General features: G+C 73.0%; 14 protein-coding genes. 8 read left to right on the top strand and 6 right to left on the bottom strand.

Annotated elements, in window-relative coordinates; translation table 11 throughout:
* Positions 1 to 24 precede the first annotated feature (24 nt).
* Positions 25 to 462 (bottom strand): DUF4442 domain-containing protein, encoded by a 438-nt coding sequence (locus IE185_RS20050; protein WP_138894491.1) that lies wholly within the window; start codon positions 460 to 462, stop codon positions 25 to 27.
* A 108-nt stretch (positions 463 to 570) separates the two neighbouring features.
* Between IE185_RS20050 and IE185_RS20045 the strand changes: the two genes are divergently transcribed.
* Complete coding sequence (locus IE185_RS20045) at positions 571 to 1,560, top strand: DUF8017 domain-containing protein (protein ID WP_138894484.1); 990 nt, start codon at positions 571 to 573, stop codon at positions 1,558 to 1,560.
* A 63-nt stretch (positions 1,561 to 1,623) separates the two neighbouring features.
* Positions 1,624 to 2,931 carry an MFS transporter gene (locus IE185_RS20040; RefSeq protein WP_138894485.1) on the top strand — a complete coding sequence of 436 codons (1,308 nt, stop codon included), beginning with the start codon at positions 1,624 to 1,626 and terminating at the stop codon, positions 2,929 to 2,931.
* Here the strand turns inward: IE185_RS20040 and IE185_RS20035 are convergent.
* The 3 genes from IE185_RS20035 to IE185_RS20025 form a co-directional block, all read right to left on the bottom strand.
* The gene (locus IE185_RS20035; RefSeq protein WP_138894486.1) at positions 2,893 to 3,738 is read right to left on the bottom strand and encodes a spermidine synthase; all 846 of its coding nucleotides are present in this window, start codon (positions 3,736 to 3,738) and stop codon (positions 2,893 to 2,895) included. The two genes, IE185_RS20040 and IE185_RS20035, sit on opposite strands and share 39 nt — an antisense overlap.
* 130 nt (positions 3,739 to 3,868) lie before the next feature.
* Positions 3,869 to 5,062 carry an elongation factor Tu gene (tuf, locus tag IE185_RS20030; protein ID WP_138894487.1) on the bottom strand — a complete coding sequence of 398 codons (1,194 nt, stop codon included), beginning with the start codon at positions 5,060 to 5,062 and terminating at the stop codon, positions 3,869 to 3,871.
* A gap of 90 nt (positions 5,063 to 5,152) precedes the next feature.
* Complete coding sequence (locus IE185_RS20025) at positions 5,153 to 5,311, bottom strand: hypothetical protein (protein ID WP_170198269.1); 159 nt, start codon at positions 5,309 to 5,311, stop codon at positions 5,153 to 5,155.
* A gap of 159 nt (positions 5,312 to 5,470) precedes the next feature.
* On the opposite strand from IE185_RS20025, the gene IE185_RS20020 reads away from it, so the two are divergent.
* Both IE185_RS20020 and IE185_RS20015 read left to right on the top strand, forming a co-directional pair.
* Complete coding sequence (locus IE185_RS20020) at positions 5,471 to 6,184, top strand: TVP38/TMEM64 family protein (protein ID WP_138894488.1); 714 nt, start codon at positions 5,471 to 5,473, stop codon at positions 6,182 to 6,184.
* A gap of 222 nt (positions 6,185 to 6,406) precedes the next feature.
* Positions 6,407 to 7,282, top strand: a complete 876-nt coding sequence (locus IE185_RS20015) for an undecaprenyl-diphosphate phosphatase (protein WP_138894489.1) — start codon at positions 6,407 to 6,409, stop codon at positions 7,280 to 7,282.
* Between the two features lie 10 nt (positions 7,283 to 7,292).
* Here the strand turns inward: IE185_RS20015 and IE185_RS20010 are convergent, their stop codons facing one another.
* Entirely contained in the window at positions 7,293 to 8,198 is a 906-nt protein-coding gene (locus IE185_RS20010) for a pentapeptide repeat-containing protein (protein ID WP_138894490.1), read from the bottom strand.
* A 123-nt stretch (positions 8,199 to 8,321) separates the two neighbouring features.
* On the opposite strand from IE185_RS20010, the gene IE185_RS20005 reads away from it, so the two are divergent.
* The 4 genes from IE185_RS20005 to lnt all read left to right on the top strand — a co-directional run bounded on the left by IE185_RS20005 (position 8,322) and on the right by lnt (position 11,517).
* Complete coding sequence (locus IE185_RS20005; RefSeq protein ID WP_167518853.1) at positions 8,322 to 8,495, top strand: hypothetical protein; 174 nt, start codon at positions 8,322 to 8,324, stop codon at positions 8,493 to 8,495.
* Positions 8,496 to 8,750: 255 nt separating this feature from the next.
* Positions 8,751 to 9,236 (top strand): DUF1269 domain-containing protein, encoded by a 486-nt coding sequence (locus tag IE185_RS20000; protein WP_138896628.1) that lies wholly within the window; start codon positions 8,751 to 8,753, stop codon positions 9,234 to 9,236.
* A gap of 88 nt (positions 9,237 to 9,324) precedes the next feature.
* Positions 9,325 to 9,813 carry a nuclear transport factor 2 family protein gene (locus IE185_RS19995; protein WP_138896629.1) on the top strand — a complete coding sequence of 163 codons (489 nt, stop codon included), beginning with the start codon at positions 9,325 to 9,327 and terminating at the stop codon, positions 9,811 to 9,813.
* 132 nt (positions 9,814 to 9,945) lie between these two features.
* Positions 9,946 to 11,517, top strand: coding sequence for an apolipoprotein N-acyltransferase (gene lnt / locus IE185_RS19990; RefSeq protein WP_138896630.1), 1,572 nt, complete (start codon positions 9,946 to 9,948; stop codon positions 11,515 to 11,517).
* Here lnt and IE185_RS19985 read toward each other — a convergent pair.
* On the bottom strand, positions 11,438 to 12,346 hold the full coding sequence (locus IE185_RS19985; protein WP_138896631.1) for a Gfo/Idh/MocA family protein: 909 nt from the start codon (positions 12,344 to 12,346) through the stop codon (positions 11,438 to 11,440). The genes lnt and IE185_RS19985 overlap by 80 nt on opposite strands.
* Positions 12,347 to 12,349: the final 3 nt, after the last annotated feature.

Below are 12,349 nucleotides of genomic sequence, written 5' to 3'. Positions count from 1 at the left end.
GCACCCGTCACACGGGGCAGTGGATCAGCTGTTGGGGCGCAGGGTCCAGACGACGGTCATCTCCCCCGTCACGGCGCCGTCCTCGCGCTGGATGGAGATCTCGACGGGGAACTCGGGGCGCTGTCCGGCATCGAGCTCCGCGACGACGTCGGCCACCGGGCGGCCCAGGGTGGCGGTCGCGGTGACCACGCCCATGGCGAGCTTCTTGTAGCCGATCTCGGCCTTCACGGCGAGCGGCACGGCGCGCTGGAGCTGGTCGCCGAAGGCGGCGATGACGATGGCGCCGCTCGCCGACTCGGCGAGCGTGAACATGGCGCCGGCGTGCGGGCCGCCCACGTGGTTGTGGTACGCGGCCTGGTCCGGCAGGCGGACCACGGCACGCTCGGGGGTGGTCTCCAGGAACTCGAGGTCGAGGGTACGGGCCATGGGAACCGTGGCGACGAGCATCTCGCCGACGGACATCTGATCTGCGCTCATGAAGCGCGATGTTACCCACGAGTAGGCAGCCTTGGCCATCCCTCCGGGGGCGGACGTCCCCCCAGCGGCCGGACACCTCTATCGTTACGGGCCATGTGGCCAGGACAGCAGCCGCCCGGGGGCGAGCAGAACCCGCAGGACGCGAACCAGAATCCGTACCAGCAGCCCGGCTCTCATCAGCCGTACCAGCAGCCGGGGTACCCGCAGGCCGGCCAGCACCCCGGTCACCAGCAGCCCAACCCCTTCCAGCAGCCCCAGCAGCATGCGGGCGCGCCGCAGTACCCGCCCGCGATGCCGCCGGGCGGCGGCGGGAACGGGAACCGGACCACCGTCATCGCGGTCGTGGCCGCCGTCGCGGTCGTCGCCGCGGCGGTGGTCACCGGCGTGGTGCTCCTGGGCGAGGACGACGAGGGCGGCCCGACCCGGGCCGCCGGCAAGGAGACCTCGGCGCCGCCGTCCCCCACGCCCGAGGAGCCGTCCGCTTCCGCCTCGCCCACCGAGAACCCGCGTGGCGGCTCGGTCGACGGAGCCGAGCCGACGATCCCCGGCTGGAAGGTCGTCACCAACCCGAAGTACGGCACGGCCTTCGACGTACCGCCGGAGTGGGAGGTGAAGTCGCCCGGCCTGAGCATCAGCTTCACGGACGACAAGGACAAGCCCCTCATCTCCATGTCGGGCCCCGCCTACTTCAAGAGCGGCTGGTGCGGCAAGAACAGCATCCTCGGCGCGGCCGGAACCCGCGGTGCGAACGGGGCGAGCAAGACGGGCCCCGAGGCCGAGAACGTGGCCGCCGCCTGGGTCTTCGGCGGGTACGACCAGAAGGAGACCGGCACCTTCAAGGTGTCCGAGGCAGCGCCCTTCACCGCGACGTCCGGACTCAAGGGCAGTGTCTCCGTCGCCACCGTCACGGGCGTCAAGAAGGAGGACAAGTGCGACACCGACGGCAAGTCGATCGCCTTCGCCTTCAAGAACGCGAACGGTGACTTCGCCGTCTGGAGCCTGTTCACCTCGAAGGGCGTCAAGGACGAACTCCCCGAGGCGACCGTCAAGCGGATCCTCGGCACGGTCCGGCTGGCCGGCTGATCATGGCCGGTCCGCCGCCCGACCGGTTTGGCAAGGGCGGGCGACGCCAGCGATAGTCCCGGGGTGACATCTCCCGCCGCCGTTCCCCGCCGAGTCCGCCGCCCCGACTGGGCCGGCCGCAACTACGTACTGCTGACCGCCGCCGCGATCGTGACGAACTTGGGCACCCATGGTGCGCTGATCGCGTCGGCGTTCGCCGTGCTCCAGTCGGGCGGCGACGGCGGGGACGTGGGGATGGTGGCCGCCGCCCGTACGCTGCCGCTCGTCCTGTTCCTCCTCATAGGCGGAGCGGTGGCCGACCGGATACCCCGGCACCACGTGATGGTCGCCGCCAACGCGCTCAACTGCGTCTCCCAGGGCGCCTTCGCCGTCCTGGTCCTGACGGGCGACCCCAAGCTGTGGCAGATGATGCTCCTGACCGGCCTGTGCGGCGCGGGTCAGGCGTTCTTCAACCCGGCGGCCGAGGGCATGCTCCTGTCGAGCGTCAGCGGCGAGCAGGCCAACCGCGCCTTCGCCCTCTTCCGGATGGCCATGCACGGCGCGTCCATCGGCGGCGCCGCGCTCGGCGGCGCGCTGATCGCCGCGGTCGGCCCCGGCTGGGTCCTCGCCGTCGACGCGGTCGCGTTCGCGTTCGCCGGCGCGCTGCGCGCGTTCCTCGACGTGAGCCACATCCGGCCGCGCCAGCCCGGCGGCGGGATGCTGGCCGACCTGCGCGAGGGGTGGCGGGAGGTCGTCGGACGGCCCTGGCTGTGGAGCATCGTGGCCCAGTTCTCGGTGGTCGTCGCCGTCGTCGGAGCGGCCGAAGCGGTGTACGGGCCGCTGGTCGCCCAGGACGAACTGGGCGGCGCCGCGCCCTGGGGCCTCGCCCTGGCCGCCTTCGGCGCGGGCACGGTCGTCGGCGCGTTCGTGATGATGCGGTGGCGGCCCCGGCGGCTGCTGCTCGCCGGAACGCTGTGCGTCTTCCCGCTCGCCCTGCCGTCGGCGGCGCTCGCGGTGCCGCTGCCGGTGGCCGGTCTCGCCGCGGTGATGTTCGTCAGCGGCGTCGCGATCGAGGTGTTCGGCGTCTCCTGGATGACGGCGCTCCACCAGGAGATCCCGGAGGAGAAGTTCTCCCGGGTGTCGGCGTACGACTGGTTCGGCTCGGTCGCGATGCTGCCGCTGGCGACGGCGGTGGCGGGGCCCGTCGAGAGCCTGGTCGGGCGGCACGAGGCGTTGTGGGGGTGCGCGGCGCTGGTGGTTCTCGTGACGGCCGCGGTGCTGTTCGTGCCCGACGTACGGAACCTGACGCGCCGTACCCGCGAAGTGGCGAAGACGGACGGGGCCCTGGCGGTGTCAACCGACGCGGAAGGCGCCCCCGGGCGGCTCGGGTGACTCCACCGCGTCCTCGTCGCGCACGGTGCGCGCTTCACCGGTGAAGCGCCGCAGGGAAGGGCCGCTCTCCACGCGCGCGGGGAACACGTCGGCGGCGGTCCTGCGGGCGAGGGCCGCCGTGTCGATCGGCGCGTGCGAGGCGACGAGTACCGCGTTGCCGAAGCGGCGGCCGCGCAGGACGCCCGGTTCCGCGATCAGCGCGACCTCCGCGAAGACGGCCGCGAAATTGGCCAGTTGGGAACGCAGGAAGGCGAACGGCGCGCCGTCCGCGAGGTTGGCGGCGTAAATCCCGCCGGGGCGCAGGACGCGTCCGGCCAGGCGCGCGTACTCGACGGACGTGAGATGCGCGGGCACCCGGGAGCCGCCGAATACGTCGGCGACGAGTACGTCGGCGGACGCGGCGGGGGCGCTTTCGAGCCAGGCGCGCGCGTCGACGCCGTGCACGTGCACGCCGCAGTCGCCGGGCAGCGGCAGGTGTTCGGCGACCAGCGCCAGCAGGCCCCGGTCGGCCTCCACCACGTCCTGGCGCGAACCCGGCCGGGTGGCGGCGGTGTAGCGCGGCAGGGAGAGGCCGCCGCCTCCGAGGTGCAGTACGTCGAGGGGGGTGCCCGGGCCGGCCGTGCAGTCGACGACGTGGGCGAGGCGGCGCGCGTACTCGAACTCCAGGTGGGTGGGATCGTCGAGGTCGACGTACGACTGGGGCGCGCCGTCGACCGTGAGCAGCCAGGCGCGCGGCCGGTCCACGTCGGGCATCAGCTTGGCAACGCCCCAGTCCACGTCCCGGATCACGGGTATCGGCTCGTCCACGCCACCATTGTGCGCTGCCGCGCCGCCGCCCGGTTACGGGTGGGCGCCGGGCCGGCGCGCGGCAGGGAACGCCGGAGGCTTAGGGCGACCGGGGGCAGAAGCCGCCCCCGGTCGCCGGGGGCGGCATCCGTCAGGTCAGCAGGGACGTCACCGTGCCCGCGCCCACCGTGCGGCCGCCTTCACGGATCGCGAAGCCGAGACCCGGCTCCAGCGGTACCTCGCGGCCCAGTTCGACGGTCAGCGTGAGCGTGTCACCGGGGCGGGCGACAGCGGTCTCCCCGAGGTCGATGTCCCCGACGACGTCCGCCGTCCGGATGTAGAACTGCGGCCGGTAGCCCGTCGTGACAGGCGTCGTACGACCGCCCTCCCGCGCCGACAGCACGTACACCTGCGCGGTGAAGCGCCGGGTGGGCGTCACGCTGTCCGGCGCCGCCACCACGTGGCCCCGGCGCACCGCGTCGCGCGGCATGCCGCGCAGCAGCAGCGCGACGTTGTCGCCCGCCTCGGCGGACTCCATGGGCTTGCCGAAGGTCTCCACTCCGGTGACGGTGCTGGTCTGCGGACCCCCGTCCGCGCCCAGCACCTCCACCCGGTCGCCGACCCTGATCGTGCCGCGCTCGACGGCGCCGGTGACGACCGTGCCGCGCCCGGTGATGGTGAGGACGTTCTCCACCGGCATGAGGAACGGCGCGTCCGTGTAGCGCTCCGGAATCGGTACGTACGTGTCCACCGCGTCCAGCAGCGCCTCGATGGCCGCCGTCCAGCGCGGGTCGCCCTCCAGCGCCCTGAGCCCCGAGACCCGTACGACGGGCACCGAGTCGCCGCCGTAGCCGTGCTCGGACAGCAGGTCGCGCACCTCCAGCTCGACCAGATCGGTCAGCACGGCGTCCTCGCCGTCGTCGACGGCGTCCGCCTTGTTGAGCGCGACGACGATGTGGTCGACGCCGACCTGGCGGGCGAGCAGGACGTGCTCGGCGGTCTGCGGCATGATCCCGTCGAGCGCGGACACGACGAGGATCGCCCCGTCGACCTGCGCGGCTCCGGTGACCATGTTCTTGACGTAGTCGGCGTGGCCGGGCATGTCGACGTGCGCGTAGTGGCGGGTGCTGGTCTCGTACTCGACGTGCGCGATGTTGATGGTGATGCCGCGCTGCGCCTCCTCGGGGGCCCGGTCGATGCGGTCGAACGGCACGAAGGCGCCCGTCCCGCGCTCGCTGAGGACCTTGGTGATGGCGGCGGTCAGGGTGGTCTTGCCGTGGTCGACGTGGCCCATGGTGCCGATGTTGAGGTGCGGCTTGGTGCGCACGTATGCCGTCTTGGGCATGGTGATCTTCCTCGGAAGTTCGAAGCGGAGGGGACCCCTGGGCCTTGCCGACCCTCCCCCTGTGGGGTCCGCCGGACGATCCGGGAAGGGTCAGCTTCGGGCGCCGTCGAGGGGCGCTGCGGCAGGCACGGCCGCGGCGGACGCCGTGCCTGCGGCCGCTGCTGCGGCGACTGCGGCGAGGGTGGACATGGCAGCCTTCGGCGCGGCCGCGACTGCGGTCCGTGCTGCGAGGAAGGCGTGCGTGAACATGCGTTGATCCTCGCCGACGCCCGCCCGCGCGTCGAACGAATTATCCGTGCGACGGGTGCGACGGGTGCGACGTGCCCCCGCCGTACGGCGCGTCCGCGCGACCGGCACGTGCGACGCGCGTTGCGGCGATCACATGCGCTTGTCGGTTAGTCTCCCCGGATGCTCGACACCGCCGCCCCGCCCGTGGGGTTCGCCGTCCGCTGTACCAGAACGCTGCTCTCCCCGTGGTCCCGGCTGTCGTTCCTCGTGCTGATGCTCGCGGCCGCGGTCACGGCCGTGCTGGCCTTCGAGCCGCAGCGGCTCCTGAGCGGGGGCTGGCCCCCGCAGTTGAGCGGTGCGGCGGCCGTGGTGCTCTTCGGCGTCGCGTACGGGCTGTGCACCGCGGCGTTCGTACCGCGCCCGATCCTCAACCTGGCCGCGGGTGCCCTCTTCGGTTCGCAGGCGGGACTCGTCGCCGCCGTCGCGGGAACGGTCGTCGGCGCCGGGATCGCCTTCGGCCTCGGCCGCGTCCTCGGGCAGGACGCGCTGCGCCCGCTGCTGCGCGGGCGGGCGCTGCTCGCGGCGGACGGCCAGCTGAGCCGGCACGGGTTTCGCACGATGCTCGCGATCCGGCTGTTCCCGGGGGTGCCCTTCGCGGCCGCCAACTACTGCGCCGCGATCTCCCGCATGGGATGGCTGCCGTTCCTCCTGGCCACCGGGATCGGCTCGATCCCGAACACGGCGGCGTACGTCATCGCGGGGAGCAGCGCCTCGTCCCCCACCTCGCCGGCGTTCCTGATCGCGATGGGCTTCATCGCCCTGTCGGGCCTCGCCGCCGCGGTGGTCGCCTGGCGCAGGCGCCACCGCCTGCGCGGCGAACGGCCCGCTGCCTGAGCCGCGCGAGAGGCCGGCGGGCGTCGCACCCGACGCCCCCGCCCCGCGCGTCCGCGCGCCCGGCCGGATGCCCGCGGGGCCCGTTCCCGCCTGATCGGTTGCGCAGTCGGGGGCTTCCCGCAGCGCCGACATCTTCGGGCGATACGCTGCGCACCAACTGACCTTGACTGCACCTGCACGCTGCACGCCGCTGCACAAATACATCGGGACGGCCTTAGCCCCATGAGTTGGTTCGAATCATTCATCCTCGGACTCGTCCAGGGGCTCACAGAGTTTCTGCCGATCTCGTCGAGCGCCCATCTGCGTCTGACAGCGGCCTTCGCCGGCTGGCACGACCCGGGCGCGGCCTTCACCGCGATCACCCAGATCGGCACCGAGGCGGCCGTCCTCATCTACTTCCGCAAGGACATCGCCCGGATCGTCTCCGCGTGGTGCAGGTCGCTCGTCGACCGGTCGATGCGCGGCGACCACGACGCCCAGATGGGCTGGCTCGTCATCGTGGGCTCCATCCCGATCGGCGTGCTCGGCGTCACCCTCAAGGACCACATCGAGGGCCCTTTCCGCGACCTGCGGCTGATCGCCACCACCCTGATCGTCATGGGCATCGTCCTCGGCATCGCCGACCGCCTCGCCGCGCGCGACGAGGTCGGCGGCAAGCACCGCGCGATCCGGGAGCGCAAGACGCTCAGGGAACTGGGCGTGAAGGACGGCCTGATCTTCGGCATCTGTCAGGCCATGGCCCTGATCCCCGGCGTTTCCCGCTCCGGCGCGACGATCAGCGGCGGCCTGCTGATGGGCTACACCCGCGAGGCGGCGGCCCGCTACTCGTTCCTGCTCGCCATCCCCGCCGTGCTGGCGTCCGGGGCCTTCGAGCTCAAGGACGCGAGCGAGGGCGGTCATGTGTCGTGGGGCCCGACGATCTTCGCGACGATCATCGCCTTCGTGGTCGGATACGCCGTGATCGCGTGGTTCATGAAGTTCATCACGACCAAGAGCTTCATGCCGTTCGTGATCTACCGCGTCCTGCTCGGCATCCTGCTGTTCATCCTGGTCGGTACGGACACGCTCAGCCCCCACGCGGGCGAGTCGGCGGGCTGATCCGCGCGCCTCACCAGTGCGAAGGGCGGGTCAGCGCGGGCGGGAGCCCGGTGCCGGCGTCGCCCTTCGCCGCGTTGAGCTGGGCCTGCGTGAGGAAGAAGCTGCCCGTGAGGTCGGCGCCCGAGAGGTCGGCGTCGCGGAGGTCCGCGCCGATCAGGTCGGCCACCCTCAGGTCGGCGCCCCGCAGGTCGGCGCCGATCAGGTACGCCCCTCGCAGGTCGGCGCCGTGCAGGTCGGCGCCCTTGAGGTTCGCGCCGATGAGGTCGGCGCCCCTGCGGTTCTTCTTCGCCCCGCCCTTGCTGCCGCCGCGGCCCTTCGCGGCCCGCGCGCCCCGGCCGGCGGTCCCGCCGGCCGCGCCCGTGGCACCGGCGCGCACGAGTTCGCTCGTACGCAGCAGGAGCACGTTGACCTCCTGGCGGTGCGCCGCCACGTCGAGGGCGAGGATCTCGTCGGGGCTGCCCTGCGAGAGGCGCTCGATCCTGGTCAGCGCCCCGCGCAGGTCGGCGTGGAGCGAGCGGGCCGGCTCCAGCGCCAGCGCCTCGGTGAGGTACCAGAGCAGCTCGTGGAGCTGCCGCACGACGGGAAGCAGCGCGAACATCTGCCGCGCTGTCTGCGGGGCGCTGCGCCAGTCCTGGCCGGCATAGGTGACCTGGGAGATCCGCTGCCCCGCGCCGAAGCAGTCGTACACGGTGCAGCCCTGGTAGCCCACGGGCCGCAGGCGCTCGTGGACACCGCAGCGGAAGTCCGGGAGCAGGTTGCGGCAGGGCCTCCCGGCGTCCTTGTCGACCGCGAAGTCGGCGGAGGCCGTGAAGGCGAGTGCGACACAACACAGTGCGAAGCAGTTCGCGCAGTCGGCACGCAGATCGAGGCCGCCTCGGCCGGGGTCGGATTCGGCGTGAACGCGCTGCTCGGACAAGGTGTGCGATCTCCTGGTGCGGGAACAGGACGCCGTCGGCCGGCGTCGGCGATCAATGCTAGTGCGAGGAAAACCACTGCCGTTCTGGTGCTCACTGTCAGTGCCTGGCCGTAGTCTTGTCGCATGTACCGCACACCCCCGCCGGTTGGTTCCGTGCGACCCCTGACCGAGGCGAATGAGGCAATTCGCGCTCTGGTGGAGTCCCGCGCCGACGAGGCATGGCCTGCGGACGAGTACGAGACGCTGCTCCTCCAGTGGGCCGCGGCCGTGCGCGGGGAGATCGCCGAAGCGGCCTAACCGGCCCCGCCCGCCGTCTCGCCGCCCGCACCGACCCGTTCTCCACGGCTGCCGCCTCCCCGGATGCCGCCCGGCGCCACCGCGCGCCGCCCCCGGATGTCCCACATGCGGACTTCACCCGCGTGCGTTCTACTGGCCGAGGGCCTGTGGCACGGCGCAGCCCCATGCCCACGCCCCGCCACGGCCAGGCCGGCCCGTGGCCACAGGACCGCTCCAGCACGCCATCGTCCGGAACAGCTCCACGGAGGCACCCGCATGGCCACGCTCCCCGTCTGGAAGTTCGACGCCCCCGACTCGGCGGAACGGGTCGAGACGACCCTGCTGTCCCTGCGGAAGGAGGGGCTGATCACCGTCGACGACGCGGCGGTGGTGAGCTGGGCCGACGGCGACAACAAGCCGAGGACCAAGCAGCTCCACAGCCTCGTCGGCACCGGCGCTCTCTCCGGCACCTTCTGGGGGATGCTCTTCGGCCTGATCTTCTTCGTGCCGCTGCTGGGCGCCGCGATCGGCGCCGCGGCCGGGGCCCTGGGCGGCAGGCTCACCGACGTCGGCATCGACGACGACTTCATCGAGCAGGTCAAGGCGAAGGTGACGCCGGGCACTTCGGCGCTCTTCCTGCTGTCCCGGGACGCGGTGACCGACCGGGTCCGTGACGCGTTCCCCGTCGGCCACGCGGAGCTGGTGCACAGCAACCTCGACCACGAGGCCGAGGCGAGGCTCCGCGAGGTCTTCGCGCACTGACCGGCCGTCGCGCCCAGGGGTGATCCGGTGCCGGGGTCCCCCGCGCACGGCCCTTGGCCCGGGGCGCCGGCTGCCGGAGACTGGCCCGATGACGCAGCGTGAAGAGCTCGCGACCGTACTGGACCGCCTGGCCGTCGACGCGGTCGTCACCGGCTACGCGGTGGCCGTGGACGACGCCGACTGGGCCGGCTACCGCGCCCTGTTCACCCCGGGCGGCCGGGCCGACTATCGCACCGCAGGCGGCATCGAGGGCCCGGCCGCCGAGGTCGCGGACTGGCTGGCGGAGACGATGCGGCTCTTCCCCGTACGCCAGCACCTCATCGTCAACCGGCGGCTGCGGCTCGAACATCACGGCGGCGTCCCCGGGGACCGAGCGGCGCTCCGGGCCGACTACGTGAACCCGATGATGTTCGACACCCCGCCCGAGGGGACCACGGCCGACGACGGTCCGCGGCGCCCGGCCGAGCCCAACGTCATGACCGGCGGGCGGTACGCGTTCGGCCTCGTCCGCACGGAGGACGGCTGGCGGATCAGCTCGGTGGTCGTCCAGGAGAAGTGGCGGCGCACCACGCTCTGACGTGCGGGGATCCTGTTACTCCCGTCCCGTCGCGGGCACACTGTCCGCGATCGCCGCGCTGCCACACACTGGTGGCAGGGACTGCTCCCGGACTCCTCGCGGGGCAGAGCGGCAGGACGAGGAGGCGCGCGCATGCGGATTCCGGCCGGCCGGTGGGACGGGCTGTCGTCGCCCTGGTGGCGCGGCCTCGCCGCGGTGGTGCTCGGCGCTCTGCCCGCGCTCTCCTTCCCCGCGCCGTCCCTCTGGTGGTTCGCGTACGTCGCCCTCGTGCCGTGGATGCTGCTGATCCGCTCGGCGCCGACGGGCAGGCGGGCGGCTCTGGACGGCTGGCTCGGCGCCACCGGGTTCATGATCGCCGTGCATCACTGGCTGATGCCGAGCCTGCATGTGTTCATCGTGGTCCTGGCGGCGCTGCTGGCCCTCCTGTGGCTGCCGTGGGGGTGGCTGGTCGGGTCGATGCTCCGCGGGACGCCCTCGGTCCGCCGCGCGACGGCCGCCCTCGCCGTCGTGCCCTCCGGGTGGCTGATGGCGGAACTGGTCAGGTCCTGGCAGGGGTTGGGCGGACCGTGGGGGCTGCTCGGTTCGAGCCAGTGGGAGGTCGCCCCGGCGCTGCGGCTCGCGTCGGTCGGCGGTGTGTGGCTGGTGAGCCTGCTGGTGGTCGCGGTCAACACCGGCGTCGTGGTCCTGGTGGCCGTGCCGTCGGCCCGCAGGCCGGTGGTCGCCGCTCTGGTGGCCTGCGCCGTCGCGGCGGGCGCCGTGTGGGCGTGGGCGCCGCGCCCCGAGGAGGCCGGCCGGGCGCGCGTGGCCGTCGTACAACCGGGCGTCGTGAGCGGGCCCGAGCGGCGCTTCGCGCTCAGCGAGGCGCTCACCCGTGATCTCGCGGGGCGGGACCTGGACCTGGTGGTGTGGGGCGAGAGCAGCGTCGGGGCGGACCTGAGCGAGAGCCCCGACCTCGCGGCCCGGCTCGTCACCCTGTCCCGCCTGGTGGGCGCCGACGTCCTGGTCAACGTGGACGCGCGGCGCGCCGACCGGCCCGGCATCTTCAAGAGCTCGGTGCTGGTGGACCCGCAGGGCGTCACCGGCCGCCGGTACGACAAGATGCGCCTCGTCCCCTTCGGTGAGTACGTCCCCGCGCGGTCGGTGCTCGGCTGGGCGACCTCGGTGGGCAAGGCCGCGGGCGAGGACCGCAGGCGCGGCACGAGCCCCGTGGTGATGCCGCTGTCCGGCGGGCTGCGCGTCGGGCCTCTGGTGTGCTTCGAGTCGGCGTTCCCCGACATGAGCCGTGAACTGACCCGGCGGGGAGCCCAGGTGCTGGTCACGCAGTCGGCGACGTCGACGTTCCAGAACAGCTGGGCGCCCGAGCAGCACGCCTCGCTCGCGGCGCTGCGGGCCGCCGAGACCGGCCGGCCGGTGGTGCACGCGACGCTCACCGGGGTCAGCGCGGTGTTCGGCCCCGGCGGCGAGCGCGTCGGGGCGCCCCTGGGGACGGACGAGAGTGCGTCCGCGGTGTACGACGTACCGCTGGCCGGAGGCACGACGGTGTATGCGCGGGCCGGCGACTGGGCCGTCCACGGCGCGCTCGCCGTACTGGTCCTGCTGGGCGCGGCGGCGGGCGTACGGGCCCTCAGGCGGCCCGCTGCCCCTCGGCCGCCAGGACGATCCGCTCGCACAGCTCGTGCGTCAGCAGCGCGTCCCGGGCGCTGAGCGGCGTTCTGGCCCGTACGGCGTCGAGGAAGGCGTCGACGGACTGCTCGATGCCCCGCTGGCGCGCCACCGGCACCCAGTCGCCGCGACGGCGGACGGTCGGCTGCCCCTTGTGGTCGACGACCTCGGCGAGGTTGAGGACCTGGCGCTTGGCGTCCTGGCCGGAGACTTCGAGGATCTCCTCGGTGGAGCCGTTCATCCGGTTCATGGTGCCGATCGCGGTGAACCCGTCGCCGGACAGCTGGAGGACGACGTGGTGCACCAGTCCCTCCACGACCTTCGCCCGTACGTCGATGTGCTCGACGGTGCCCGGGACGAGGAAGCGCAGGGTGTCGACGACGTGGATGAAGTCGTCGAGGACGAGCGTGCGCGGGTCCTCGGGAAGGCCGACACGGTTCTTCTGCATGATGATCAGATCGCGCGGGTGCTCGGCGCACTGCGCGTACCCGGGGGCGAGCCGGCGGTTGAAGCCGACGGCGAGGCTCACGCCGCGCTCCTCGGCGAGCCGCACGAGCCGCTCGGACTCGGCCAGTTCGTACGCGAGCGGCTTGTCGACGTACGTCGGCACGCCCGCCTCCAGGAGCCGGGTCACGATCTGCGGATGCACGGTGGTGGGCGCGTGCACGAAGGCGGCGTCCAGGCCCTGGCCGAGCAGCGCGTCGAGGTCCGAGTGGCACTGCGCGTCGGGGATCCGGTGGGTCGCGGCGACCTGCGCGAGGGTGGCGGGCGTGCGGGTCTGCAGGTGCGGTTCGAGCCCCGGTCGGGTGGTCAGTACGGGCAGGTATGCCTTCTGAGCGATGTCTCCGAGCCCGATGACGCCGACCTTCACGGA

This window comes from Streptomyces chryseus (assembly GCF_014650755.1).
Classification (GTDB): Bacteria; Actinomycetota; Actinomycetes; order Streptomycetales; family Streptomycetaceae; genus Streptomyces; species Streptomyces chryseus.
The sequence above is the reverse complement of the archived record's forward strand: the minus strand, read 5'-3'. Positions and strand labels throughout refer to the sequence as shown.